The organism is Candidatus Nitrospira nitrosa (assembly GCF_001458735.1).
Taxonomy (GTDB): Bacteria; Nitrospirota; Nitrospiria; order Nitrospirales; family Nitrospiraceae; genus Nitrospira_D; species Nitrospira_D nitrosa.
Window position 1 is genome coordinate 771,894 of record NZ_CZQA01000001.1, and the last position, 25,997, is coordinate 797,890.

Below are 25,997 nucleotides of genomic sequence, written 5' to 3' on the forward strand. Positions count from 1 at the left end.
CTTACCACTCACTCCTTACCCCTTACCGTTCCCCCGATACCGATAATACGCCGCGCAGGCTCCTTCGCTTGAAACCATCGGCGCACCTAACGGTTGCTCTGGCGTACAGCGAGTGCCAAAAGCTGAACAGTCCATCGGCTTGAGTAAGCCCTGCAGGACCAGTCCACTCTGGCATTCGGGATCTTCAATGCCTACTGCCAGCTGCGCAAGTTCACTTTGAAACTTCACCTCGGCGTCGTAGGCGCTATAGCCAGATTTCAGGCGCAGACCGCTTGCTGGTATCTCACCGATACCCCGCCAGATTCGCGAAGCCGGTTCGAAGACCTCCTCCACGATGAACCTGGCCGGTCGATTCCCCTCCCGGCTCACCGAGCGCACGTACTGATTCTCGACTTCAACTCGACCTTCCTCCAACTGACTGACTAGCATCGCAACGCCTTCAAGCACATCGAGCGGCTCAAACCCGGTCACGACGATCGGCACACGATACTTCTGTGCGATCGTCTCATACTCCTCATAGCCCATCACGGTACAGACATGCCCGGCAGCCAGAAACCCCTGAATCCGATTCTGCGGTGACGAAAGGATCGCCTCCATCGCCGGCGGTACCAGTACATGGGCGATCAACAGACTGAAGTTGGTGATCCCCGACTGCTTCGCCTGCGAAACTGCCATGGCCCAAGCCGGGGCAGTGGTTTCAAATCCCACAGCGAAACAGACGACTTCATGACCTGGATTTTTGCGTGCCAGCTCGAGCGCATCCAACGGGGAGTAAATGATCCGAATATCGCCACCGGCCGCTTTCACGCCAAAGAGATCACCATTCGAACCAGGAACACGCAGCATGTCGCCAAACGAGCAGAAGATGACTTTCGGTAAGGATGCAATGCAGACCGCCTGGTCAATCAGCGATACCGATGTCACACAGACTGGACAGCCCGGTCCATGAACGAGTTCAAGGCTATTCGGCAACAGACTATCGAGCCCAAACCGCACGATCGAATGGGTCTGCCCTCCACAGACTTCCATGATCGTCCACGGGCGGTGCACCGTCTGCTTGATCCGCTCCGCCAGCGCCGCCGCCACTGCGCGATCGCGAAACTCATCAACGTACTTCATAATTTCAAATTCCGTTACTCGGTGTCCGACCGAGCTTGGTCAGCTGGAAGTACCAGAACGGTGATTCAGAACCGTGCGTGAATCTCACCTACGTTTCCAGGCTCATTTCGGTTAACCTCCAGGCTCTAACAAGGTTGAGAACTCTACAGAAAGACACCATGCTCCTCTGCGTCTGACTGAAGCGTTTGTTAGGCCAACTGTTTCTCAATGAACAGAGCTACCTCATCCAGAAACTCAAGGAGTTGCTGCCTTGACAAGACACCATGGGTCAAAGGCTTCCCTTCCATGGTTTGATCAATCGTGACTCCGCGCCACGAGACCGGCAACCGGTTTCTATCGTAGTCCGTGAAACGCAGCCGAAAATCATGAGAAAGGCAGTTCCGAACCACTCGCCAAAATTGGTACCACGGCTGCGCGGCAAGCAAATGGTTCTGACCGGACGAATCACAATAATTCTTTGTCACTTCGAACAGTTCTTTCACCGCTGCTCTATGCACCGTATCGTACAACTCGGACCACGCAATCCTAGAGACGTTCTGATCTCGGAGGAGGATCACCACCTCCTCTTCATCGAAAGGTTTTTGGAGATTGAGTGCTGAAGACCATTTTTCGTAGACGGTAGGCATATCTTCATGGGCGAACAAGACCAGAGAGGCGTAAACCAACTTACAGTTATTCTTAGCCGTACGAAATATCCCGACCAAATCGTCCTTGGTCATCATGCTGACTTAATAATGTTTAGGTCGATCCACGTTAGAACCGAGTAAGAAAATAGGAGTCAGAGTGCAATTTCGGAGCAGGTTACTGCTTTCGGACACCCGCGTCTTAACTTCAACCGTCACTGACTCGACTGCCAGTTTGCCCTGAACACGGCCGCTCATGCCTTCCGGTTTCGAATGATCAGACCGAGCACCACCGGAAACGTCATGACATAAAACAAGAGCAGTCCTCCGACGAACAGCTGTCCGCGAACTTGCATGGGATCCGCCACACTATCATGCCCCTGCATCCAGAAATGCTTGGTCATAAGGTCGCAGGCAAACCCTGCAATAATCAGCGCATACCAGAACCGCCATCGTCGTGAGGTATAGAGCGCCTGCTCTCGTCGGTGAATCAGGAACACTTGGGCTAGTATCACTGCGAGGCCAAGATACTCTGTCCAGGCGGGGATCCCCCGGGCTCCTGTCAGTAAGAGCAAGATGAGGGTCGCAACAAATACTAGGATAGACCCAAACAGAAATCCTCGTCGTGATACCGAGAGACTCGTACCAACCCCGTCCAATCCATTCCCCGAATGGCTTTTCTCTTGTTCGAGACGCTGGATCATTGTCCTCACCTGGTCTTCCGCTACGGGAAAGTGGGCTCCGGCCGGCCTGCCTACTCCACCACTTCAGCCTTATCGGACTTGTTCAAAAGATAGAGGGCTTCGTTCTTGATAAAGAATCGATGCGGTTTCTCACTTCTATACTCGCCCATTAAATTCTTGGCCGTAATCCCCACGTGTACAATGTAACCAAACTCTGGAGGCTTTCTCCTACCTGAGAGATAAGCATAGCCTTTCTGTGGCTCTCGTATGACTCGAATGCGAGCCGGGAACGGTTCAAGCAGCGACTGCTGCACAAGATCTTGTATGGCTTTCTGATAGATTGAAGCTTCCGGAACTGTCCCATAGTCAGCACCGGCGATTTGTTCAGGTGTCACAGGGGTGACACACCCCAATGTGAGGAGCAGAAGCAAAGCAAGGGGACTTCTGGGATAGACCTTCACCAGGGAATCCTGCGTAATTCTTCACGATCGTTCGCTGGTGCCATTCTATGAGCCGGAATGTTAGACGCACAAGACAGTAAATAGGCACTTGTTACACAGACCATGGGTCGAATGGTTCAATTCAACGACGCTATACAGTAACACTGCACATCCCTGGAGGACGCCATGGATGCGATGACCTACACCACCGTTCGTGCCAATCTCGCCAGCGCAATGGATCGGGTGTGCAATGATCACGAAGCCTTGATTATTACCCGCAACGGCGAACAGTCTGTTGTAATGCTGTCGCTCGAGGATTACAAAGCGCTTGAGGAAACCGCTTATCTGCTACGAACACCCGCCAACGCCAAGAGACTGCTCTCGGCGGTTATGAAACTGAGCGCAGGCAAAGCCGATGGGCGGAAGCTGACCAAGTGACGCTTGTGCTCACGGACGACGCATGGCAGGACTATCGCTATTGGCAAAAGAAAGATAAACACGGGACGGAACAGATTAACAAGCTTATCCGCAACACCCGACGCTCACCCCTCGGCTCCATCCGGCGATCCTGAGCCTGTCAGCTCCGCGTAGGTCTCCAATGTTCGGCGTGCTGCTTCCTCGTCCAACTTGCTGATCGCAAAGCCGACGTGGACGATGACATAGTCCCCCACGTTCGCTTCCGGCACCAATGCCAACGAGACGGATTTCGTGACTCCTCCGAATGACACAGTCGCGGTGCGAAGTTGGTCATCCTCAATATTCAAGACCTGTCCTGGAACCGCTAAGCACATCGTCTCACCAAATGTTCATGTTGCAAGTTCCGGGTTTCCTGTTTCGAGTTTCGTGTCAGAGAATTTGTCCCTTCGAATCGCCCAACTCGAAACAGGAAACTTTCAACCCGAAACCGTTCCCTTGCTGCACGCCGCCACCACCGCCTGTCCCAACGATAATCCGCCATCATTGGGCGGAACCAACGAGTGGCTGTAGACCGTAAATCCCGCCTTCTCCAAGCGACCTCTCACCAATGACAGAAGCAGCCGATTCTGAAAACAGCCGCCGGTCAGGACAACGCGAGGAAGGCCCGCCGCATGAGCCACACGAACCGTCGCATCGGCAAGACTCACATGAAACTGTGCCGCTATTTTCTCAAGGCGACACCCTCTATGAAGGTCATCAAGCATAGCGCTGATCATAGGAAGCCAGTCGACCATCCACTTTGTATCTGAATTCGCACTCCGCAATAGATCGATCGGATAGCTTTGTACCCTCCCTCCGCTTGCCTCCCACTCTCGCTCTGCAGCAAACTGAACCGCCATCGCTGCCTGGCCTTCAAAAGAGGCCTGGGAACAGAGACCGGTGAGCGAGGCCACGGCATCGAATAGTCGTCCCAAACTTGTTGTCCATGGTGATGCAATGCCAGATCTAAGCAAGATCGCCAACTGTCGACAACGATCACTCGTGTCCTCCCAAGAAGGAAGGTCGTGCCCCAGCATCTCTTCTCCCATCAGTTCCCACAGGACTGCTGCAGCAGACCGATTTGGATCTCGCATCGCTGCTTCGCCACCAGGCAAGCGAAAGGGTTTGAGAGAGGCAAACCGGCTGAAGCCGAGATAACTTGCGACCAAAAATTCTCCGCCCCAGACCTGACCGTTTCCTCCATAGCCGGCCCCGTCCCAGGCGATACCCAACACCTCACCGTCGAGCTTATGTTCTGCCATACAGGAAGCCACGTGAGCATGGTGATGCTGCACGGGGATCAACGGGACTGTGAGACTCGCAGCTAGTTGTCGTGCAAAGCTGGTCGAACGATAGTCAGGGTGCAGATCACAGGCAATAGCCTGAGGCTCGATTTGTAAGAGCCGCTGGAGATCCTCAATGGCTTGGCGGAAAGCCTGGTCTGCCTCAACAGTGGAAAGGTCACCAAGGTGCTGGCTCAACACGACACGATGGCCTGTCAGGAGCGCAACCGTGTTCTTGAGATGTCCGCCCACGGCGAGAATCGGACCTTGCCCATTTTTATCCGACGAATCGTCTCTCCAACAGATGGCCTGCGGGACATAGCCTCGCGCCCGCCGAAGGATCAACCGATCATTTTTTCGCTGGTCCGCCTCGCTCCTTTCCTCGCCCCTTTCATGGTGCTCCGGCATACGTTCAACCACCAACACCACCGAATCATCGACCGGCCTTGCGATAGGCCTGTCGTGCACAAGCAGTGCATCGGCAATCCCCTTCAGTCGAATCAGCGCCTCATGTTCATCGATCACGATCGGTTCTTCTGATCGATTGCCGCTCGTCGCGACCATGGGACGCTGTAGGGACGCCATCAAGAGATGATGGAGGGGCGTCGTCGGCACCATCACACCAAGATAGGGGTTGCCCGGTGCCACGGCTTCAGCAATGGCTGTATCTTGCCGCTTCCGCGCCAATAGGATCGGCGCTTGGGGCGAGCAGAGCAAGGATGCTTCGTGAGAAGACAGGACACAGTAGTCTTTCACTGCGTCAACGGAAGAGAACAGCACAGCAAAGGGCTTCTCCAATCGTCGTTTCCGGTCCCGTAACCGCTGCACGGCTTTCTCTGATTCTGCATCGACCCAGAGTTGGAACCCGCCCAATCCCTTCACTGCGACGATGAGTCCTTGCCGGAGCAGTGCCACTGCCTGCTGTAAGGCCTCCTCACCACGCGCAGTTTCCTGGCCCTGCTCGTCCCATAATGATGGATGCGGACCGCAGTCCGAGCACGCGATCGGTTCCGCATGGAATCGTCGGCCTGTGTCAGTTTCATATTCGGCTCGACAGTCAGAGCAGAGTTCGAATCCGGCCATTGTCGTATTGGACCGCTCATAAGGGATCGCCGTGAGGAGGCTATAGCGTGGGCCACATTGTGTGCAGGTGAGAAATGGATATCGAAAGCGACGGTCCTGCGGATCGGCGAGTTCGAGAAGGCAGTCGACGCACGTAGCAAGGTCCGGTGGAATGACAAGGGTTCGTTCACCGGATTCGGCACTCGTAACGATTGTAAAGCTCGCGTCCCCACGTGCCGGAATGAGGCTGGTGCTTATTGCTTCGATAGAAGCCGCGGCAGGCGCATCAGCTTGCAGCCGTTCGAGAAATGTCTCGATCGCTTCCGCAGTCCCTTCCACCTCGATCACGACACCGTTCCTGCTGTTCCGAACCCATCCGGTCAGCTCCAACTCACGGGCCAGTCGGTAGACACAGGGGCGGAACCCCACCCCTTGCACGGTTCCCCGCACATTGACTTGGACACGCTGAGCGAGAGTCTTTCTCACCCCTGCACCACTAACTCGTGGAGAACCACTTCCGGCTGTCCCGATGTTGCGATGACAGACCCTTCGCAAGCCGAACAGGTGTCGTTCAATTCAGTGACGGTCATGCCACTCTTACATTCTGGACACCAGGCATCAGCGGGAACAGGGATGACCTCTAACCTCACACCTTCAGCCTTTGTACCTCGGGCAGCCAGTTGGAATGTTGCTTGGAGTGTGGCGTGATCCTGCGTGAGGAGATGCGACAGCGCGCTGACTTTTAGTCGCACGACAGATAGCTTGGCATCTCCTTCCTCGCTCAAGCCGGCTTCTACAGTCTTCACGACTTGCCTCATCAGATGAAGTTCATGCACGGTAGGCCTCACAGTCCTGGACGATCCGTCCCACGACCTGCTCCAACGCCCTGGCCACGGCAGGCGATAACGGTCGACCAACCTCTGTATTCTCTACTTCAACTCCGTACACGATGACGGTAGTAGGAAGCACCCCCATCGCGCGGGCCAGCTCCAACGCATCTGCCGTACCGATAGCATGGCTGGAACGAGGGAAGATCGGAGCACTGATCGACCCGGCCGAACCATCGAGTCGATGGATCGTGCCCGGAGCCTGCCCGCTACGCGCGGCATCGATGAGGAACACGACGTTGGCTCCTTTCATCAATTCCACAAGATCCACCCCCGCCATCTCCGCCTCGATCACGTCGACGAGGCCACCGGTTTCTTGTCGAAGTCGGCGAGCCACCAATAATCCGACCGCATCATCCCCTCTCATGCCATTCCCAAGACCGATGATCCGAATGGTCTGCATGATTGCTCTCGTGGTCTAGCTTGTCTGGTTTATCTCGTTGAACCAAACAAACCGTTCATTCCGTGGCCTGCCTAATATCCAGCTTCAAGAAATGGGTCGCGCAGGAAATGCAGGGATCGTAGCAACGGATGACCCGCTCGCAGGCGAGCGACGCCTCCTCATTGGAACGATCCAACACACGGGGTAGGAACAGACGGAGATCCTGCTCAATGCGGCCTTGATTCTGCGAGGTGGGTGGGACGATCTTGGCTTCGCGGATCACCCCGTCGCCGTCCACCCGATACCGATGGTAGAGAATGCCTCGTGGCGCCTCTGTGCACGCCATACCGGTTCCTGCCCGGACCGTGACCGGAAGCGACGGTACCGAGGGCGGTTCATACCGATCAATCAATCGCAATGATTCTTCAAAGGCGTAGAGTATTTCGATCGAGCGGGCAACAATCCCGTGAAAGGGGTTGCGCAGCGGCAACGACAATCCCGTCTCCGCCAGCACATGCATGACCGCTTGAGGCAACCGGTCGTGATTCAGATTCACACGAGCCAACGGCCCAACCAAATACGGCGCGCCCTGCAACGTGCAGTGTAACGCGTTGGAATAGGGCACCTGATGCTCGGAGAAATGCCGTTCGAACTCGTCAACAGAAATATCCAGGCCGGGACCGGCCACGATTCGCCCTTCGTTGAAGGGATACTCGTCGGAATGCCGCAGTGCCACACAGGTATAGTCGGGAGTAAACTCCGGGTATTCGAACCCTGCAACCCAACGCACAGTTTCCGCCGCCGCATCGCGCGCCCAGAGCAACTCATCTTTCAACCCATCCAGCTCGCGGCGAAATGGCACACGAGAGAACCCGCCGACTTTGACCGACACCGGATGCACGGACCGACCACCGAGCAACGTCATGATCGCATTGCCCGCTTTCTTAAGCCGTAAACCCCGCGTCACGATCCCTGGATGATCCTTTGCCATGGCAATGCCGCTGTCGTAGCCGAGAAAGTCCGGCGCCTGCAGCATGAAGACATGCAGCGCATGACTTTCGATCCACTCGCCGCAGTAGATCAGCCGCCGCAGATCACGTAGTGCTCCATCGACACGCAGACCGAAAATCTGCTCGATCGCATGAACCGCGCTCATCTGATAGGCCACTGGGCAGATGCCGCAGATCCGAGCGACAATATCCGGCACTTCGTTGTAGTGCCGACCTTGCAAGAAGGCTTCGAAAAACCTCGGTGGCTCGAAAATCTGCAGCTCCACATCCTGAACACTCCCGTCTTTCACCGTGACGCGAAGCGCACCCTCTCCCTCAACACGCGCAATCGTGCCGACGGCGATGGTTCTTATTTTCGGTGTCTCTTCAGCCATGAGCTGCTCCATTCCCGCAAGCGAGATGCGCTTCACGCTTTACCGTTTGTCCTCCCACGCGTTGCTCTCGGCGTGAAAAGGCGCTGCATACCCATGAATCCCTCGAAATCGCCGCAAGACGTCGACCGGGATCAATTGCAATCCGTTATGGAAGTAGTTTGCGAGTGAGGTCGTGTTGGGTGGAAGGCCCGGCCCTGTTCCCATTCCGGATGTTGGACCGAAACAACCGTAGCAATCCCGTCCCATACCGGGACAAATCGCGCCGCAGCCCCCACGGGTAACGGGTCCGAGACAAGCCAGACCCTTGGTCACCAACACACAGACATTGCCTCGCCTCTTGCACTCCATACACACGCTGTCGGTGGGCAAGCGTGGCTGGACTCCGGCCGTCAGGTCCGTAATGACCCGCAGTAATTGCCCCTTGTCGATGGGGCAGCCCCACAATTCAAAATCCACGTGCACATGTTCAGAGATCGGCGTGGAGGTCTTAAGACTCTGAATATAGTGAGGGCTCGGATACACCACCTGCTTGAACGAGTCGACATCGGCCCAGTTGCGCAAGGCTTGAATCCCACCGGCGGTAGCGCACGCGCCGATCGTGACCAAGACCTTCGTCTGCTCTCGCACGGACCGAATGCGGTGCGCGTCCTCTTCCGTGGTAATCGACCCCTCGACCAGCGCAAGATCATACGGCCCTGGATTCATCTTGCTGGAGGCTTCAGGGAAATATGCGATATCCAGCGCCTGCCCCAGCGCAAGCAGATCATCCTCCAGATTCAGAAGGCTGAGCTGACACCCATCGCACGAGGCGAACTTGAAAACAGCAAGTCTTGGCCGTTGTTGATTTGCTTCAGTCTTGGACATCAATTTGCCTCATGAAGCTGTGCGGAGCCGATGGCAGATAACCGATAGTGGATAGCTCAGGGACGGATACCATCAGCCATCTGCTCTCTCAGAGTTCACACTCCCACCCGTCCTAACCATGGCTCGATCAGGTCGTAGCGCATGACGGGACCCTCTTTACAGAGAAAATACGGACCCATCTGGCAATGGCCGCAGAGACCGACCCCGCATTCCATGTGTCGCTCCAATGAGACATAAATAGCTGTTCCCAGAATACCGCGTCTCATCAGGATCGGCGCGCCCAGTCGCATCATGATCTCAGGACCACACATCAAGACCATGGTCTTGGCCGGATCTATGGACACACGTTCGAAGAGTTCCGTCACCACACCGACATGATGACGCCAGGTCTTGTCTGGACGATCGCTGGCCAGCAGAACCTCCGTGTCGGGTTGTTTGCGCCAAGCCTCAAATCGCTCATGAAAGACCAGATCTCGCGGGCTCTTCACCCCATGGATAATCTTGACGGAGCCATAGTGTAAACGTCGCCGAAATATATATTCGATCGCTCCCATTACCGGAGCGCAGCCTAGGCCTCCGGTTACGATGACGACATCATGGCCACGCGCCGTATGGAGCGGCCAACCTTGTCCGAATGGGCCTCGGATACCGAGAGTCTCGCCGGCTTGCAATTGCGCGATTGCGGAGGTCACTCGCCCCACGGATCTGATGGTATGGTCCAGCCTCTCCGGCTGCTCCGGGTCTGACACGATTGAGATCGCCACCTCCCCGACACCGAACAGATACACCATATTGAACTGCCCGGCGGTGAAACGAAAATTGCGGCGGGTCTCTTCATCATTCAGTCGCAACCCGTAGGTGTGTATGTTGTCAGCTTCCCGGATCTTCTCCATGATGGTGGCCGGATGTATCAGGTAAGGATTGATCATGTGCTTGTTGCAATGCTATCTGCCGGACGCCTCTTGCTGGCGGCTGCTGGTTGACCGCTGTTCACTCGGCGTCAGCAACGCCGATACCTCCTCAGTCAGATCGATCCCAATGGGACACCAGGTGATGCACCGGCCGCAGCCGACACAGCCGGATGTTCCGAATTGATCGATCCACGAGGCAAGCTTATGTGTCAGCCACATCCGGTAGCGATCTTTGATCGTTGGACGGATATTCTTGCCATGAATGTACCCATGCACTTGTGTGAAACAGGAATCCCACAATCTGGCGTGCTCGGCGTGCTGCCGAGTGAGATCCGGGGTCTCCTCGACCGTATGGCAGAAGCACGTCGGACAGACCATCGTGCAATTCGCGCAGGCCAGACATCGTGCCGCCACATCGTCCCAACGAGGATGCTCATGGGCGTCATAGAGCGCCTGTGGCAGGCGAGTGCGATCCAGTCGGCGGACTTGGCTTTGCGCGCAAGCCTCCACGCGCGCTGCTGCTTCAGCGATTGCATCGTGCGTAGCCGGAGACAATGAAAGAATAGAAAGAAGATCGGACCCGACCTCGCTTCCAGCCTGGACCAAGAGCTGATCATCCACTTCGGTCAGAGCAAGGTCGAAGTTGTTCTTGGCACAGGGACCCGTGTCCATGGATGCGCAAAAGCAGGTCTGCAGCGCTCGGGTACAGTTCACAGCAATAATGAACAGCCCTTCGCGGCGAGTCGCGTAGTAGGTGTCCTGATACTCGCCTTGTAGAAAAATCTGATCTTGGATAGCCAATCCTGCGAGGTCGCAGGCACGAGCACCGATGACGGCGATTTTTTCCTGTTGGGGAAGCGTCGGGCGAGTGGTGAATCCGTCCTTGCTCCGTTCAATCTGTAGGAGCGGTTCACGCGGCGTGAAGGCGAATGGCTTCAGCGATTGCGGTCCATGCACGACCCCGAAGATGTCGTTAGAGCCACTTTGTTCCAACCGATAGCGCCCGGGCTCCTGATGATCGCGCCACCCGATCGGCAGATCCGATACGGCCTGGATGGTCTCCCACATGACCGATCCATCGCGCACGGTGGGGCCGACAATCCTGTATCCCTTTGAACTCAGGATGTCGAAGATTTGTTGAAAGTCGGATCGTGACAGAACACCAATCTCACCGGCCGCTGCCATAGCTCCAATTCCTCTCATTCTTGGCACGGGAGTCTCGACATCGTACGGGCTCCTCACATTTGGTGCAAGATGAGAGCCGCCCGGCAGACACACGATATGGTCCTCGCTGATCCTTTTCATAAGACTGAAACCGACCATACATACTCCTCGTTGACTCGCCAGGCTGTTGAAAGAGGCGACAGCCTCACCGAGACCACTGTCCCGTAATGCTACAGACCCTTTCACCCCCTTCACAGACCTGCGCTCCTCGCCCGACCTAATCCATCGCATTTTCTAGAAAAACGGGACCAACCGTTGTCCCCTTCTCTCTTGGCACCGTCGATGCACTAGTCTCAAAGTGGTAATGGCTGAGCTGTGGAAGGGAGGGCGACAATGACACAGGCGGCAACGACACAAGCAGTCATGGACATTGTACGTCGCTCGCCAGGTTGCGACATTGAAGAGATCCTCCACGAATGTCCCGGGCTGACATGGAACCAAGTGTTCCTTGAGATCGATCAACTGAGCCGGGAAAGCGACGTGGTTCTGAAGCTACGACAAGGAGGGCATTACAGTGTAAAGCCCTGTATCAGACACTCATAACAACACACACGGAGGTGATGGTCATGAGCGGACTGACGCGATGGGAGCCGACGACAAGATGGAACCCTTTCAAAGAACTCGAAGAGATGGAGAAACGACTCTCAGGCTACTTTGGGCGTACGGCAACTCCAGCCGGCGGCGACAAGAAGGAATCCATCTCGGTAGCCGAATGGGCGCCGTTGGTGGATATCTCGGAAGATGACAAAGAATACGTCATCAAAGCGGAACTTCCCGAGATGAAGAAAGAAGAGATCAAGATCAACGTCCATGACGATGTACTTGCGATCAGTGGAGAACGGAAATACGAGAAGGAAGAAAAGAGTAAAAAATACCACCGGGTTGAGCGCGCCTATGGCAGTTTCATGCGGAGCTTTACCCTTCCTGAAGATGCCGACGGGTCCAAGGTCAACGCCGAGTATAAAGACGGCGTACTGAAAGTCCATCTCCCAAAGTCGGAGAAGGTCAAGCCAAAGGCGATTGAAGTGAAGGTGTCGTAAAGGGGAAGCGATGCAGCGATTGCAATCCATGGCTCAACCTTGACCTCAGCCTTCTTCTGAAAGGAGGACGCCATGTTTCGCCACCCCCGTTACCTCGAGATTCCATGGGACGTCCATTGGAATGAGAAGGAATCCGGGTCACAGCATCATCTGCTGCTCATGCTGATTCTGATCTTCATGGTGATGTTTCTGATCGGAGTTGGTGTGACAAGCGGTCTTGTATAGATTGACAGGTTTATTTGGTTGAGCCGAGCAGACAACCAGAGGTTCGTGTGATGTTTAAGAATCGCGAAGAGGCCGGGCGACGGCTCGTCGACCGACTGCTCCGGTATCGTGAAAACCCGGCAGCACTCATCCTGGCACTTCCTCGGGGGGGAGTGGCGATCGGGTATCAGCTGAGCCTGGGGCTGCACCTTCCGATGGATGTGTTCATCACCCGAAAACTGGGCGCGCCGGATAACTCAGAGTATGCACTCGGCGCGGTAGGGGAGAGAGGAACCGTCTATCTCAATCCAGAGGCTAGGGCGACGTACGGTCTGTCTCATGCGGACATCGAGGATGTGGTCCGGGTGCAGCAACGAGAGATCGCTCGCCGACAAACGCTTTACCGCCAAGGCCGACACCTGCCCACACTGACCGACCGCATCGTCATCCTCGTCGATGACGGCATCGCGACCGGTTCCACATTCTTCGCATCCATCGACTCCATCAGGCACTTCAAACCAGGTCGCCTGATCGGCGCCATTCCGGTCGGCCCGGTGGAGACCATCCAAGAAGCCCGCAGGCGGGTGGATGAGTTGGTAGTCCTTGCGACACCGGACCCGTTCTGGGCCGTGGGCAGTCACTATATCGACTTCGCCCAAGTCAACGATCACGACGTGGTAGAGTACTTAAACCTGGCGGACGAATCGCTGTTGGAGTGGAAGGAACGGGCACACTCTTCAATGGCCTCACCGCCGCGATGAGGGAGCAGCATGACAGCCAAGACAATGACATCCGCCGGCCTGGGTGCTCGACATGATCGGATTGTCAACAACTATGAACAGAGAAAGATAGGAAAGGCTATGACATGAGAGTCGTCATCGGCATTGATTGGTCGGATCAGACGTTCGCTGCGGTCGCCCAGACGTTCCAACTTTATCATCCTACCGATGTCACGTTGGTCCACGGCATCGAATTAGGGATTCTGGAGCATCCGCTCGTGGCCCAAGCGGGCAACGTGCAAGGATACGACGATTTCCACCATGCCATGGTCGACTCAGGACGACAAGTCGTGGAGCGCGCTGCTACCATGGTCCCACCGGAGGTCACGTCGATCAGGAAGGTCAATGAGATCAGTAACCCTGCTCAACTGATCCTTGATAGTGCCGCCAACTTGTCGGCCGATCTGATCGTCATCGGGGCCCGAGGGCGGAACCGTCTGTCCGAAGTTGTTCTCGGCAGCGTGTCCCATCGTGTACTGATGCACAGCTCCCGTCCGACGTTAATCGTCAGGGGAGAGGCCCGCAAGGCTCAACGGGTGCTCGTCGCCATTGAAGATCGGGACGACGCCGACCGAGCCGTCCGCTGGTTGACACAGCATCCATTCGCTGCGCCCGTCGAACTGTGTGTGGTGCACGCCGTCGTCCCGATCGGGATCAATGAACCCTATGCTGGACCGGAAATCAGCGCCTGGATTGAGGATGTGCAACGTTACGCGGAGGAACTCGTGCAATCGACCGCCGGCAAGCTCGCGAATTCTCACTATAAAGTGAGCACGAAGGTTGTCCAGGGTAATCCCGTTGCCGTAATCGAACAGGAGGCGAAGGATATGGATTTGGTGGTCGTGACCTCCCATGGTCGCAAGGGCATCTCCCGCTTTCTCTTAGGCAGTGTCTCCCATGCGGTCGTGCATCATGTCACCTGTCCGGTATTGGTCCTACGGTGAAAGGATTGAAGATGAAGACGATACTGACTCTCGCGATGGCACTCATTTCCGTCTCGACTTCCGTGGTCTTCGCTCAAGTCATCCGAGGGGATGCGAAGACCGGACAAGCTGTGTACGAACAACAGTGTCTCCGTTGTCATGGGGCCAAACTCGATGGGAACGGTCCAGACAGCAAGGACTTGGTCATCCTGCCAGCCAACCTTCAAGCTCACAAAAGTCGTTCCAAGACCGATTGGGAACTCCTGGTGGCTATCTCGAACGGCGTGCTGTTCAGCCCCATGCACGGCTTTCGAGGGAAGCTGACGGATCAGCAGATGTTGGATGTACTGTCCTACATTCGGTCCGTCGCACGACCGGATATCACCAGTTAGCACAGCGTGTCGGTCCAGCGTACTGACCAGCTCTGCTTTCCGTCTCGTCTCGCGATACAGCTTTGTATTCTTATAGTCTGTGGCCGGGCAAGCGCTTGATCTGGAGAAAGGAATCCTGGCATCGAGGTGTTTCTCCGATCCGGATGTCCGCATTGTGAAGCCGCAAAGACCTTCCTTAACGATCTTCGACGTGAGCGGCCATCGCTTCAGATCGCCGTCTACGATATTGCGGAGAATCCAGCCGCACGGCGGCGACGTGCAACCTTGTTTGTTGACCGAGGCATGACCAGCGTCGGCGTTCCCACCTTCCTCATCGGCACAGAACTACATGCCGGTCGCTGGTTGAAGCTGAGCGGTGGAGGAGTGATGGTACGCCTGGGCATCGTTTTGATATTGAAACCAGAATGGCTGGCGCTTTAGATACACGTACGATGAGAACAGTTCGTCCGCTCTACATTCCGCCCCTGGAGGCCGATCACACTGAGTTCGGCTCGCTCATCATGCGAGATGGATCGACCGCTGCAATTCGGCCGGCTGAACCGACCGATGCAACACTGTTGCAACAGTTCGTCAGCCGCTTGTCACCCGAGTCCAGACGCCACCGGTTCTTTTCGGAGAGCCTACCTCCGGTCGAGGCCGTCGCCAGTTTGTGTCATTCTTCAGATCCCTGTTCCCAGTTCACATTGATCGTGACACGAATGTGGGAAGGGCAGCAGCACATTATTGCCGCCGGGTCCTACTGGGCGAAGGATGCACAAACAGCCGAGGTGGCAATGGCCGTGGATGACGGCTTCCATGGGAAAGGGCTAGGAACGCTGCTACTGGAACGACTGGCCCTCGTCGCCATCCGACACAATTATTCCCACCTGTGGGCTGTCACTCACGCAGACAATCTGGCTATGCGCGAAGTGTTTCGAGAATCGGGGTTTACATCGCATGAAGCCTATGAAGGCGACGACATGGAAGTGGAACTGTCGTTGATTCCCACGGAAACGACCGTCACTCGCGCCGAGGTCCGAGAACGGCTTGCCGCCACCGCGTCGCTCCGACCGTTTTTCCACCCACGCTCGGTGGCACTGATCGGTGCCTCGCGCGATCCCAAAAGTATCGGCTATCGACTTCTCGAGGCACTTCGAGCCAATGAATTTCAGGGCGCCATCTATCCGGTCAATCCAAATGCTTCGGAGATCGCTGGAGTCCCGGTCTATCACTCAGTTCATGCGATTCCTGAGCCCATCGATCTCGCCGTCATCGCCGTACCACGGCAAGACGTCTTATCCGTCGTCGATGAGTGTGCGGGTAAAGATGTTCGGGTATTGGTGGTCATTACGGCAGGCTTTGCCGAAGTGGGAGCTGACGGAGTGGCACTCCAGAAACAGCTTCTTGAAAAGGTCCGGCAGTACGGGATGCGCATGGTTGGGCCTAATTGCTTTGGGATCTTGAACACAGCCCCCGATGTACAATTGAACGCGACCTTCACCACGCTGTTTCCCCCACGAGGTCGTGCCGCTATGTCGTCGCAGAGCGGCGCCATCGGGATTGCGACTCTTGCCGGCGCACGGCGGTTCCACTTGGGCATCTCTTCTTTCGTGAGTGTGGGAAACAAGGCCGATGTGTCCACCAACGATCTGTTGCAGTATTGGGAGGAAGACCCAGCCACACATGTCATCCTGCTCTATGTCGAGTCTCTCGGCAATCCGCGAAAATTCGCCCGTATCGCGCGACGCGTGAGCCGTCGCAAACCGATCGTTGCGGTCAAAGCGGGACGATCACAATCAGGGCGACGGGCGGCCAGTTCTCACACCGCAGCTCTTGCAGCTAGCAATGTGGCCGTCGACGCGTTGTTCCATCAAGCCGGTGTCATTCGCACGGAATCGCTCGAAGAATTGTTGGCGCTGGCCGATGGTTTATCGAATCAACCCCTTCCTCCGGGACGACGCGTGGGAATCATCACAAACGCCGGAGGACCGGCCATTCTTTGTACCGACGCCTGCGAGACAGGCGCGTTGGTTGTTCCCGAACTGTCCACCCAGACCAAGGCAAGCCTAGCAACATTTCTCCCCTCTGCCGCCGCCTTAAGCAATCCTGTCGATCTGATTGCCTCCGCCACGCCGGACCAGTACGCCAAAGCTATTGAAACCCTCCTATTGGCGGCGGAGATCGATGTACTCATCATTCTGTATATATCCGTGGCTGTAACCGACACGGCAGACATCGCCGACGGTATCCTGGCTGGAATTGAAAATGGGCGGAAAGCAGGCGTGACGGCTAAGCCCGTGCTCATTGGTTGGATGGCGGAAGGAGACCTGGACCGTACGTTTCACCTTCAAACGGAGACCATCCCGGTCTACCACTTACCGGAAACGCCTGCACTCGTGCTCAGCAAATCGACATCTTACAGGGAATGGCAGCAACAGCAGCCGGGGATGGTTCCTGACTTCGATGATCTGGATCTTTCTACCGTGCGAAAGATCTGTGCCGACGCGCTCTCGTGCCGCGGAGCTGGTTGGTTGACGACCGAGGAGACACGAAGAGTTCTGAGTGCGATCAGACTTCCTGTTCAGGCTGGCGGTGTGGCCAGAACAGCCGATGAAGCAGTCGCCATGGCAGGGCAAGCCGGCTATCCGGTTGCCATCAAACTGGCCTCGCATCAGATTGTCCACAAGACCGAGGTCGGTGGCGTGCAGTTGAATCTCACGGACGAGGAGACCGTCCGTAAAGCATTTGAGTCGATCAGAACACGACTCTCTGAGATCAACCAGCGCGACGCCATGGATGGGGTACTCGTGCAGTCGATGGTGACCGACGGTGTGGAAGTCATGATCGGCGTTACCGACGACCCGGTATTTGGCCCTTTAATTGCGTTCGGCCTTGGGGGGATTCACGTTGAAATTCTTGGTGATGTGCAGTTTCGCATCACGCCCCTCACCGATCGTGACGCGGCAGAAATGATCAGAGGAATCAAAGGCTATCGGCTGCTGACCGGCTATCGCGGACATCCTCCGGCGGATTTGGAAGCGTTGGAAGAAACCCTGCTGCGGGTATCTCGCCTCGTTGAAGAAATTCCAGAAATCCGTGAACTCGACTTGAATCCGATCTTCGCACTCCCACCAGGCCAAGGCTGTCGTATCGTGGATGCGAGGATACGAATCGATCATCACAACCTGCGACCTTCTTAAACTCACTCAAGCTAAGTATAGCGATCGTTGGGCCAGTGTTACTGCTCCGGATGCGGGTCTTTTCTGATCAGCGCGAGGTAGAGCAGCGTATCGGCGAGGTCTTGGTCGGTCATGGTGGGGTCGGGAAACATGCCGGTGCCGGGATGGCCTTCTCGAATGGCGCGGGCTCGCTCTTGATTGGTTTTCAAATGCAATGCATCAGGATTGCGCAAATCCGAGGGAGGCGGATTCAGCTTGGCGATAAGCTTAGCGGTGTCCGCTTCCACTCGGGGTATCCGATACAAGTACCCATCGATCCCATGGCAGTAGTAACACACGCCTTTGCCATTAAAGATATCTCGCCCTCGCAGGATATTTCCTTTTAACTTCCCGCTCGGTGGACTGGCTGGAGCTTCAGCCCACACATCATGGGTTACGGATACTGTCTCTACTCCCAACCAGCCCGCAAGCAGGATACCGCATACGGTCAACCAAACTTTCTTGTTCATTTGGTCTTTCTGGCCTGTCTCATCCAATGGGTTGCTGGGCGTATCTGTTCACCGTGCCCAGCCAGAGAGACCGAGCTCATCTAATCAATCAGTGCCCACTGCAGCAGGTATTGCCCCGGTCTTCCGGAATCGTCTTCATCGTGGTGAAGATCGTGTCGCGCTCGTCCGCATTGGTAACGTTATCAATGGCAGGATAAAGCGCCTTCTCTTCCTTTCTATTGTGAGAGCCCAAGAGGTTGAGCAAAGCCTGCTCCTCTTGATCACTATTGAGATCCTGGCTCTCCACTTTCCGATGAATCGCATCAAGCAGCTGCTTGATCTGCTCATGCTCAAATCGCATCACGGGGGTCGGCCCGTCCTCGATCATCCCGGTTTTCTCTTCCCACATTGGAAACAGCAGCTCCTCTTCCCAGACGATATGCCGTTGGAGCCCGACTTTGAATTCTTTGAATGCGTCCTTCGCCTTGGCAAAGTCCGATCGTTTCGATGTCTGAAAGGTCTTGAACAATTCATCCAGCCGGTCATGATCCTCCGCGTACAATGCCGTGATCGTGTTCTGCTCGCTCATTGATTCCCCCGTCATACCCACACAGGTACCTTCAGTTCGCTATCACACACCGGCAGACTCGAGAGTCTTATCGCTCTCTCCGCTCCCGTATCGCGTCTTTGCCTGCTTGCAAAGCCGCTTCCACATCAGCCCGGCGCTCATCGACAAATTGTCTACCCCGATTGATCACTTCATCAAGCGCCGCCCGCGCCTCTTTGGCTTTCTCGATCACCTCGTCCTCCGTCTTTCTTGCATACCCTTTGATTTCTCGCCGGGTATCCTCGCCGGACCTCGGAGCCAGAAGAAATCCGGTCATGATCCCCATCATGGCGCCGCCGAGAAATGCCAACGCTACTGCCAGTCCTGAATCCTCATCGTTACGAGTCGTCATGGTCGACCCTCCTGGATAACACATGGTTCATCTCTGTCAACGCGCTGTGCCGGACGAAGCTCATCACGGCACAACGACCACAGCTTACTAAAGGAATCAGTTGGAATACCACCCCCACAGGCAAAATCTCACGACGATTTCGCCACGCTGCGTAACGCTGAACATCGTCGGCAGAAATGATGCAGGGTTAGCCGAGGGGGTTGAATGGCGCGAATGTCCGAATATAGTTCAGCACATCTCGAATTTCTTGCTCGGACAACCGATCTGCCCACCCATGCATCGGACTGAAGAGCACTCCTTGTTTGATCGCGAGATACAACTCCCTGTCGGTCCTTGCCCGTGTTTTCGGCGCGAGAAAATTCGCCGGTGGAACGATCAACTCCTTAATATCAGGTCCTAGCCCATCACCAGTGGTTCCGTGGCAACCGGCACAGTGCTGTTGGAAGATTTTCTCCCCACTCTTAGTGTTTCCAGAGTGGCTCTGAGCCAGAGCCCACGAGACCATCAACGTAAGTACCAGCACGCTCATCAGAATCCGTACATACATGCATTCCCCCTCTTCCCGAGAACATCCGGTGACCAGAGCGCTACCTCAAGCATCAATGCTGATGTTGTTGCCCTCCGCCGGCTCCTCCACTCCCATGACTGCCACTTCCCATAGATCCCATCATGCCACCCATCATCCCACCATGGCCCATCCCGCCGCCTCCGTGCTGGCTACTACTCTTCATGTGTTCATGGACCGCACGTTCTTTTTCGCGTTGGTCAGGGGTCAGGAGAGAGGATGCCTGGCGCTTCGCCTTGATCTCAGCAAACAGGCAGGCGGCTTCTGATTTTTTCAATTGATCCACTTTGGCTTGAATTGTATTGAGATCGGATTGCTCATCATCCACCAGTGCCTGCAGCTCGAGCTTGGCGACTTTCGTATCCGCTTCTATCCGAGCCTCCGTCCGCTTGAAATCCAATTGCACGGACTTGAGCTTGCTGACTTGCTCCTGCGTCAGACCGATCTCCTTGGCATGCTTCAGCAGATGTTTGAGATAGTGCCCCTCATGCTCCCCCTCTTCAGCCTGATCGTGGCCACCGTGCATCATCATGGCCTGGCCCTCGGCCACAAGCGTTGGAATCGCCGCTAGCACGGTGAGCAGGGCGGCTCCAGTCAATCCAGCTATCCATGTTCCCTTCGACGTTCTCATTACTCATACCTCCAGGGTTAGATCAAAAACATCCACTCGCCTCCCGGCTCCAGAGACTCTCTCACCACGAAGCGCTACAGAAAGTTCATGTGCGATTCTGATGCCGTCGCGAGGGTTCGAGACCGCTCACGGAATCTTCACTGAAAGCCAGGATTGCGCGGGTGACACCCCCCACACTGAATGTCGATATGGTGCAAGAATACTCACGCCATGTAGCGGTACATGGGGAAAAACGCGCCAATGGCCGAATACCATCACTCGGTCATTCCACCTCTGCGCCCGCGATGCCCCATCCCTTCTCTGCCACCCATGTCGCCGCCAGGTCCCATCCCTTCTCGATGCCCCATCATGCCATGCCTCGCAGAGAAGGTTTGCTCGTAGTGAATGAGGGCCCAGATTTCGTTGTCGGACAAGACCGAACCGAATGCGATCATGGCGGTCCCGGGTGATCCATACTTGATGGCCCAGAAGACTTCGCCCTCCGTACGATGGTGCCAGAATCCATGATGCTGAAAGTTACGCGGCGCGGGATTCATACTCACCGCTCCCGGCCCTTTGCCGTCCCCTTCTATCCCATGACAGGTGACGCACCCCCCCTTGCCGTTGTACAGCGACTTACCGTTCTCAATGACTTCAGGAGTATTCGATAAAGGATTCTTGAGAGCTCTCGCTTCAGCCAGCTTATCTGCCGGCACGACTGGTTGCATCATGTGTCGTTCAGCAGCATCCGCAGACACCGCGAAGTACAGCGAAGCGACCATCACCATCAACAGACTCGTTTTCATCTCCTTGTTCCTTTCGTCGATGGGACCAACGGCCTTCCGACGTTAGAGATCCAATTCCACCATTTTACGGTGGAATCGAGTAATGACGTTCGGATCAGGTGTCAGCCTGATCTGAGCTTCGTCCTTTCCTTTGTAGGGCAGCAGGTTCAGGACATAGCGCAAGCTTTCCAGTCGCGCAGCCTGCTTGTCGTTCGCCTGCACGATGATCCAGGGGCTAAAGGTCGAGTGCGTTTTGCTGAACATTTCCTCTTTGCAGCGGGTATACGCATCCCACAGCTCCTGCGCCTTTTCATCAACCGGACTCAGTTTCCACTGCTTGAGCGGATTCTGCCGCCTCGCTTCGAATCGCCTGGCTTGTTCATCCTTGGAGATAGAGAACCAGAACTTAATGATGGTGACTCCGTCTTCATAGAGCATGTGCTCAAATTCCGGAACCTGCTGGAGAAATCGCTGGTGTTCCTTTTTCGTGCAGAATCCCATGACCGGCTCGACCACCGCGCGGTTGTACCAACTTCGGTCGAAGAAGACGATCTCACCTCTGTTCGGCAGCTGATGAATATAGCGCTGGAAATACCACTGGCCTCGTTCTGCGTCGGTCGGCTTCGGCAGCGCCACGACTCGCATCGCACGAGGATTCAGATGCTCGGTGAACCGGCGAATCGTGCCGCCCTTTCCGGCCGCATCCCGTCCTTCGACCAAAATGGCGATGCGCTCCCCACTGCTTTGAATCCACCGTTGCAGCCTGACCAATTCAACCTGCAACTGTCGTAAGTCCTGCTCATAGAGCAGAGTCTTGCGAACTTCCTCGATATCGACGGCTTTGTTGGCAAGGAGTTTCAGAAACCCTTTCCTTGTGTTGACCCTTCGAAGATCATCCGCTGTCAAGACGTATCCCGGTTCACCGATGCGTCCAAGCCCCTGGGCGATCATGGCACTGCGCGGAACCTGGTAGCCGTCTCCCTCCCTCGGGACCTTCGTGGGAATCGTCTCCAACTCGTTTGCATCCCTACCGGATGCGGACGGCAAGAGGTCATCAATGTCATCGGTATCCGTCTGCCCCTTGCGATCTTTTGACTTCCTCGACGATTCTCCGCTCGCTGCCATGAGAAACCTCCTTGGCCCTAACCCATATTACTCATGAACACTTCTACTGCAATCAGGGATTCGCTGCGACGACTAGCCTACGATCGGCAGGCTCTCCCCCGGCTACCTCGACGTATTGTTTCAAGGAGGCCTTCGTCCCGCTGGCCTCCGCGTACCCGTCTCGTCACGCGACTCCGCAATCTCATGACGAACCGCCATGAATAATGCGGGCTAAGAATCAGAACATCACGTTTCGGTCTCGCTCAGCCACGGCCTTGATGTAGTCCGGCATACCTTTGATAGAAGCACCAGCCACCAGATCCGCCACAGTGACCTGACGAGCCACCGCACAGGCTCCACAGACCCAGATCTGCACACCAGCCGCCTGAACTGCGGCAAGCAAATCTTTCAGAGGCGTCAAATTCACACCGGTGACATGATCCGCCACACCCTTCCGCCCCAACGTCACCGCTTCATTCCACAACCAGAGCACCACATCATGTCCTTGCTCTTTCGCCGTCTTCGCAGCCATGAATGGCAGGGTTGCCATGGTGGGATCGTCGGTTCCTCGACTACCAGAAATAATGAATGTTGCCATTGTCTTCCTCCGTGATGAACTGAAGAGCCGATAGCTGATGGCCTATAGTGTACGGCACCGGCAAGATAGCGGAGCACTCGCTCTTTCTCTCACAGACGAGACACCATCAGCCGTTCGCCCTTACCCCCCGACACTCAATCACTTCGCCAGACTCCTGATGTAGTGAATCAACTGCCACACCTGCTCGTCTGGCAGCGAAGCAAACGACATCATTCCGGTTCCCGGTGAGCCATTCTTGATGATCCAGAATAATTGACCATCCGAAATATCCCGCATCATCGCTCCGCACGTAAAGTTTCTTGGTGGTGGCATCAAGGCTGCTCCCATGAGTCCTTTGCCATCGCCTTGCTCTCCATGACACATCACACAGGCAACGGGCTGCGCCGTTTTGAGAAACAGTTCTTTCCCCGCTTTGATGGCCCCTGCCGATGACGAGAGCGGATTGGTCTTGGTCAAGAATGTGTCCGGTGCCTTAGCCGTCTTGCGTGACTGCACACAGGCACCGCTCTGCCCTCCTGCCGCTGCCGGCACCTCCGGAATTCCCTTGAATGTTACCTTCAAGTAGGCGATCACGTCCGCAACCCCCTGCTGGCCGATCGTGAGCCCCCAGTAGGGCATATTGGGCGATTTCCCGACGGCCACTCCGCCATGGTTGATGACGGTATAGAGATATTCCATCGGAAGCTTATCGAAGGGCATGTTGGCATGAATGGCGGGCTTAGGTTCCAGTCCCGATGCGGCAGGTCCGTCACCCTTGCCGGTCAATCCATGACATTGGGCGCAGTATTCCTTATAGAGCACTTTGCCGCGCCCGGCGTCGGCCTGACTGAACTCGGGGCTCGTCCAGGGCTCGTAATACTGAAAGTCCGGGGCCCCCTGAACCATCAGATAGCCGATCACCGCGCGAAGCTGTGGCTCCGTTGCGTCTGCGAGAAACTCGCCGCTGTGCGGCACAAAGTCTTGCGGGTTGAGGCCAAAGCGAAACAGCCAGTCCTTGTCGTATCGCTGACCGGATTTCTGCAGCGCCGCACTCTGCTGCCCTCCGATCAGTTTGCCGTTCTCTTCGATCGTATGGCAGCCAAGGCACGCATGGGCCTTATATGCCACCCCTCCGAACGCCACGTCGAACTTGGTCACCTTTGACAGATCGAAGGCTCCGACTGTGACGCGCGGATCCTTGTTGTGTTCGGCGAAGTAATCGGCGATCGCGCTGGCCTCTCCCTCAGTGACAACCGGGTGTTTCGCCGAAACATCTGTCAGGTCCCATCGATAGCCTTTGACATAGAGCGGCGCCTCTTTTCCGGTCAGCCAGCGAATAAGCCAGGACCGCTGGTATTTGCTGCCGGCCCAGATCAAGTCCGGGGCCCGGAGGTTGAACCGAGAATCGGCTGTTCCTTCTAACCGGTGACACTGCACACAAGTCTGTTGGAGGAGATCCTTGGCGTGAGATTGATCACTCGCAAGAGAAGGATCTTGAAATAGGACCAGCAGTCCCGCTGCCAGTGTCACTGCCGTCGCCATCCTCCTTCTCATTCCCTGCAGACCCATCGCTCCCTCCCTCTGTTGTCTTGGGTGTAAGCTCATAATCCCTCGGCTTTGTGATGGGTATGTGGATTAAGTTTGATTGCAATGTTCGGTGCCACGGCGATGGACTGATGCACGGTACAACCGTGCGCAACCTTCAGCAGTCGCTCCCGTTGATCTGCCGTGATGCGATGGGGAAGATGGATCGCAATGTCGATACTGCCAACACGATGCGGTCCTTCCACCATCGTCCATTCCGCCTCGACGGCCAAGCCCTCTCGGGCGATACCGTGTCGCCCGCAGAATTGTCCCACAAAGTACGCAACACAGCTCGCAACAGACCCGACATAGAGTTCAACCGGACCCATGCCGGCATCCTGCCCTCCATCCTCGACCGGTTGGTCGGTGATGATTCGATGCTTCCCGCTCACAATGTCGTATCGAGTCCCACCATGAAAGGTCGCTGTGAGTTTCATGTCGCTCTTACCTCCGGAAGTTTTACCGCCCCCCATAGGCAGAGCACACCGAGCGGTAACGCAATGAAGAGTCCGTTGATCCCGAGTGATTCATGAATAGTGACCGGCCCAAATGCTCCGAGCGAGGCTAACGACGATTCAAGGTCCGGCCAGAGGAAGGCAAACGTCAACGCGCCGAACAGCCCTCCGACTATCGTCATCCACGCGTCAGGTTTTCCCTCCGCCGCAGCAGCCAGTGCCGTCCCTGGACAATAGCCCGTAACGGCAAACCCCACGCCGAAGATCAAGCCTGCGACCACGATCCCCGGCACGTAGAGGTCTTTCACCTTCATATGGGCCACACCAACCGCATCCAATACATGTACCCCTATCAACCCTACGCCGATGGCGGTCATGATGAGCTTCATAATCGTGAAATCTCTCAGCCTCAATGTACCGATGATCTTCGTGTAGCTCGAGGCGCCCGACAGTTGAAGGACCGCGCCGAATGCTGCGCCGAGGACTAGACCCAAGAGTAATGTCATTGCTCTTCTCGTTCAGGGTAGAGCCACCGAGCCGTCAGGATCGCGCTCGAAAAAAGGGCCGTGGAGAATGCGAACGAGCTCACGGCCAACTGCGACACCCCGCTGATCATATGGCCGGAGGTACAACCTCCCCCGAAGCGGGCACCGAATAGCAAGAGGAACCCTCCGATAAATGACCAGATCAGACGCTTCACCGGAGTCGGTCCGAAGCGCTGTGCCCAGAGGGAAGGAACGACGCTCACGCTGAACCGGTTTGTGACCATCGCTGCCAGAAAAGCTCCAATGGGAATCCCTACAACGAAAAGAAATTCATACGTGGCCAAGGTCCACCCTTTGCTGGCTGCACTCAGATACGGGCTGCTGTCGGCCACTTCAGGAAGCACGGCATGCAAGAGCACACCATCCAACACCACATACTGCGTGGATACCCCGATCGGCTGGATGAGAGCCACAGCCACCGACAAGACCACGCCGATTGCAAGACCACCTGCCCACCAGGGTAAAATTGGAACAATCGCCTTCTCGTGATTAGCCATCTTTTGTCGTATGC

At 55.9% G+C, this 25,997-nt stretch carries 33 protein-coding genes; 9 read left to right on the forward strand and 24 right to left on the reverse strand.

Translation table 11 applies throughout. The annotated features are described in order from the left end of the window. Positions 1–15 precede the first annotated feature (15 nt). The 4 genes from hypD to COMA1_RS03685 form a co-directional block, all read right to left on the reverse strand. Positions 16–1,119: a hydrogenase formation protein HypD gene (gene hypD / locus COMA1_RS03670; protein WP_090743936.1), complete on the reverse strand. Its 1,104-nt coding sequence runs from the start codon at positions 1,117–1,119 to the stop codon at positions 16–18. Positions 1,120–1,307: 188 nt separating this feature from the next. After that, positions 1,308–1,841, reverse strand: a complete 534-nt coding sequence (locus tag COMA1_RS03675; protein ID WP_090743939.1) for a hypothetical protein — start codon at positions 1,839–1,841, stop codon at positions 1,308–1,310. A 155-nt stretch (positions 1,842–1,996) separates the two neighbouring features. Beyond that, positions 1,997–2,446, reverse strand: a complete 450-nt coding sequence (locus COMA1_RS03680) for a hypothetical protein (protein WP_090743940.1) — start codon at positions 2,444–2,446, stop codon at positions 1,997–1,999. 50 nt (positions 2,447–2,496) lie between these two features. Beyond that, a complete protein-coding gene (locus COMA1_RS03685) occupies positions 2,497–2,886 on the reverse strand; it encodes a hypothetical protein (protein WP_090743943.1) in 390 nt (129 codons plus the stop codon). Between the two features lie 165 nt (positions 2,887–3,051). Here COMA1_RS03685 and COMA1_RS03690 point away from each other — a divergent pair, with 165 nt between their 5' ends. Together COMA1_RS03690 and COMA1_RS21945 are read left to right on the forward strand one after the other, a co-directional pair. Then, positions 3,052–3,303, forward strand: coding sequence for a type II toxin-antitoxin system Phd/YefM family antitoxin (locus COMA1_RS03690; RefSeq protein WP_090743947.1), 252 nt, complete (start codon positions 3,052–3,054; stop codon positions 3,301–3,303). Between the two features lie 5 nt (positions 3,304–3,308). After that, positions 3,309–3,437, forward strand: coding sequence for a type II toxin-antitoxin system YoeB family toxin (locus tag COMA1_RS21945; RefSeq protein ID WP_342672683.1), 129 nt, complete (start codon positions 3,309–3,311; stop codon positions 3,435–3,437). Here the strand turns inward: COMA1_RS21945 and COMA1_RS03700 are convergent. The 8 genes from COMA1_RS03700 to COMA1_RS03735 all read right to left on the reverse strand — a co-directional run bounded on the left by COMA1_RS03700 (position 3,408) and on the right by COMA1_RS03735 (position 11,279). Beyond that, a complete protein-coding gene (locus COMA1_RS03700; RefSeq protein WP_090743952.1) occupies positions 3,408–3,656 on the reverse strand; it encodes a HypC/HybG/HupF family hydrogenase formation chaperone in 249 nt (82 codons plus the stop codon). The two genes, COMA1_RS21945 and COMA1_RS03700, sit on opposite strands and share 30 nt — an antisense overlap. 102 nt (positions 3,657–3,758) lie before the next feature. After that, positions 3,759–6,152 carry a carbamoyltransferase HypF gene (gene hypF / locus COMA1_RS03705; protein WP_090743955.1) on the reverse strand — a complete coding sequence of 798 codons (2,394 nt, stop codon included), beginning with the start codon at positions 6,150–6,152 and terminating at the stop codon, positions 3,759–3,761. Then, entirely contained in the window at positions 6,149–6,472 is a 324-nt protein-coding gene (locus COMA1_RS03710; RefSeq protein ID WP_176697828.1) for a hydrogenase maturation nickel metallochaperone HypA, read from the reverse strand. Before COMA1_RS03710 ends, hypF begins: the two co-directional genes overlap by 4 nt. 22 nt (positions 6,473–6,494) lie before the next feature. Beyond that, on the reverse strand, positions 6,495–6,956 hold the full coding sequence (locus tag COMA1_RS03715; protein WP_090743960.1) for a hydrogenase maturation protease: 462 nt from the start codon (positions 6,954–6,956) through the stop codon (positions 6,495–6,497). Positions 6,957–7,011: 55 nt separating this feature from the next. Continuing rightward, positions 7,012–8,319 carry a Ni/Fe hydrogenase subunit alpha gene (locus COMA1_RS03720; RefSeq protein ID WP_090743963.1) on the reverse strand — a complete coding sequence of 436 codons (1,308 nt, stop codon included), beginning with the start codon at positions 8,317–8,319 and terminating at the stop codon, positions 7,012–7,014. 39 nt (positions 8,320–8,358) lie between these two features. Beyond that, the gene (locus COMA1_RS03725; RefSeq protein ID WP_090743967.1) at positions 8,359–9,183 is read right to left on the reverse strand and encodes an NADH-quinone oxidoreductase subunit B family protein; all 825 of its coding nucleotides are present in this window, start codon (positions 9,181–9,183) and stop codon (positions 8,359–8,361) included. A gap of 95 nt (positions 9,184–9,278) precedes the next feature. Beyond that, positions 9,279–10,112 carry an FAD/NAD(P)-binding protein gene (locus COMA1_RS03730; RefSeq protein ID WP_090743971.1) on the reverse strand — a complete coding sequence of 278 codons (834 nt, stop codon included), beginning with the start codon at positions 10,110–10,112 and terminating at the stop codon, positions 9,279–9,281. A gap of 15 nt (positions 10,113–10,127) precedes the next feature. After that, complete coding sequence (locus COMA1_RS03735; protein WP_090743973.1) at positions 10,128–11,279, reverse strand: 4Fe-4S dicluster domain-containing protein; 1,152 nt, start codon at positions 11,277–11,279, stop codon at positions 10,128–10,130. A 605-nt stretch (positions 11,280–11,884) separates the two neighbouring features. Between COMA1_RS03735 and COMA1_RS03745 the strand changes: the two genes are divergently transcribed. The 7 genes from COMA1_RS03745 (at position 11,885) to COMA1_RS03770 (ending at position 17,835) form a co-directional block, all read left to right on the forward strand. Beyond that, positions 11,885–12,358 carry an Hsp20/alpha crystallin family protein gene (locus tag COMA1_RS03745; RefSeq protein ID WP_090746795.1) on the forward strand — a complete coding sequence of 158 codons (474 nt, stop codon included), beginning with the start codon at positions 11,885–11,887 and terminating at the stop codon, positions 12,356–12,358. Positions 12,359–12,430: 72 nt separating this feature from the next. After that, on the forward strand, positions 12,431–12,583 hold the full coding sequence (locus tag COMA1_RS20970) for a hypothetical protein (RefSeq protein WP_176697829.1): 153 nt from the start codon (positions 12,431–12,433) through the stop codon (positions 12,581–12,583). 50 nt (positions 12,584–12,633) lie between these two features. After that, positions 12,634–13,323 (forward strand): phosphoribosyltransferase, encoded by a 690-nt coding sequence (locus tag COMA1_RS03750; protein ID WP_090743979.1) that lies wholly within the window; start codon positions 12,634–12,636, stop codon positions 13,321–13,323. Positions 13,324–13,427: 104 nt separating this feature from the next. Next, positions 13,428–14,285 carry a universal stress protein gene (locus COMA1_RS03755; protein ID WP_090743982.1) on the forward strand — a complete coding sequence of 286 codons (858 nt, stop codon included), beginning with the start codon at positions 13,428–13,430 and terminating at the stop codon, positions 14,283–14,285. An 11-nt stretch (positions 14,286–14,296) separates the two neighbouring features. Beyond that, positions 14,297–14,656 (forward strand): c-type cytochrome, encoded by a 360-nt coding sequence (locus tag COMA1_RS03760; RefSeq protein ID WP_090743985.1) that lies wholly within the window; start codon positions 14,297–14,299, stop codon positions 14,654–14,656. A gap of 126 nt (positions 14,657–14,782) precedes the next feature. Beyond that, positions 14,783–15,076, forward strand: a complete 294-nt coding sequence (locus COMA1_RS03765) for a glutaredoxin family protein (RefSeq protein ID WP_176697830.1) — start codon at positions 14,783–14,785, stop codon at positions 15,074–15,076. Positions 15,077–15,087: 11 nt separating this feature from the next. Beyond that, positions 15,088–17,835 (forward strand): bifunctional acetate--CoA ligase family protein/GNAT family N-acetyltransferase, encoded by a 2,748-nt coding sequence (locus tag COMA1_RS03770; RefSeq protein WP_090746798.1) that lies wholly within the window; start codon positions 15,088–15,090, stop codon positions 17,833–17,835. A gap of 38 nt (positions 17,836–17,873) precedes the next feature. On the opposite strand, the gene COMA1_RS03775 is transcribed toward COMA1_RS03770, so the two are convergent. The 12 genes from COMA1_RS03775 to COMA1_RS03830 form a co-directional block, all read right to left on the reverse strand. Next, complete coding sequence (locus tag COMA1_RS03775; RefSeq protein ID WP_090743991.1) at positions 17,874–18,323, reverse strand: c-type cytochrome; 450 nt, start codon at positions 18,321–18,323, stop codon at positions 17,874–17,876. A gap of 88 nt (positions 18,324–18,411) precedes the next feature. Beyond that, entirely contained in the window at positions 18,412–18,906 is a 495-nt protein-coding gene (locus tag COMA1_RS03780) for a hemerythrin domain-containing protein (protein ID WP_090743993.1), read from the reverse strand. A gap of 52 nt (positions 18,907–18,958) precedes the next feature. Then, positions 18,959–19,261: a YtxH domain-containing protein gene (locus COMA1_RS03785; protein WP_176697831.1), complete on the reverse strand. Its 303-nt coding sequence runs from the start codon at positions 19,259–19,261 to the stop codon at positions 18,959–18,961. 187 nt (positions 19,262–19,448) lie between these two features. Next, positions 19,449–19,808 (reverse strand): c-type cytochrome, encoded by a 360-nt coding sequence (locus tag COMA1_RS03790; protein WP_090743998.1) that lies wholly within the window; start codon positions 19,806–19,808, stop codon positions 19,449–19,451. Between the two features lie 52 nt (positions 19,809–19,860). Then, entirely contained in the window at positions 19,861–20,457 is a 597-nt protein-coding gene (locus COMA1_RS03795; protein WP_090744001.1) for a Spy/CpxP family protein refolding chaperone, read from the reverse strand. Positions 20,458–20,711: 254 nt separating this feature from the next. Continuing rightward, a complete protein-coding gene (locus COMA1_RS03800) occupies positions 20,712–21,242 on the reverse strand; it encodes a c-type cytochrome (RefSeq protein WP_090744005.1) in 531 nt (176 codons plus the stop codon). A 42-nt stretch (positions 21,243–21,284) separates the two neighbouring features. Further along, positions 21,285–22,172, reverse strand: coding sequence for a polyphosphate kinase 2 (gene ppk2 / locus COMA1_RS03805; protein ID WP_090746802.1), 888 nt, complete (start codon positions 22,170–22,172; stop codon positions 21,285–21,287). 391 nt (positions 22,173–22,563) lie between these two features. Continuing rightward, a complete protein-coding gene (locus tag COMA1_RS03810; RefSeq protein WP_090744008.1) occupies positions 22,564–22,923 on the reverse strand; it encodes a DsrE family protein in 360 nt (119 codons plus the stop codon). A gap of 138 nt (positions 22,924–23,061) precedes the next feature. After that, positions 23,062–24,444, reverse strand: a complete 1,383-nt coding sequence (locus COMA1_RS03815) for a c-type cytochrome (protein WP_176697832.1) — start codon at positions 24,442–24,444, stop codon at positions 23,062–23,064. A gap of 59 nt (positions 24,445–24,503) precedes the next feature. Next, the gene (locus COMA1_RS03820; protein ID WP_176697833.1) at positions 24,504–24,923 is read right to left on the reverse strand and encodes an OsmC family protein; all 420 of its coding nucleotides are present in this window, start codon (positions 24,921–24,923) and stop codon (positions 24,504–24,506) included. After that, on the reverse strand, positions 24,920–25,447 hold the full coding sequence (locus COMA1_RS03825; protein ID WP_090744016.1) for a DUF6691 family protein: 528 nt from the start codon (positions 25,445–25,447) through the stop codon (positions 24,920–24,922). Before COMA1_RS03825 ends, COMA1_RS03820 begins: the two co-directional genes overlap by 4 nt. Continuing rightward, the gene (locus tag COMA1_RS03830; protein ID WP_090744019.1) at positions 25,444–25,983 is read right to left on the reverse strand and encodes a YeeE/YedE thiosulfate transporter family protein; all 540 of its coding nucleotides are present in this window, start codon (positions 25,981–25,983) and stop codon (positions 25,444–25,446) included. The genes COMA1_RS03825 and COMA1_RS03830 overlap by 4 nt, the downstream gene beginning before the upstream one ends. Positions 25,984–25,997 lie beyond the last annotated feature (14 nt).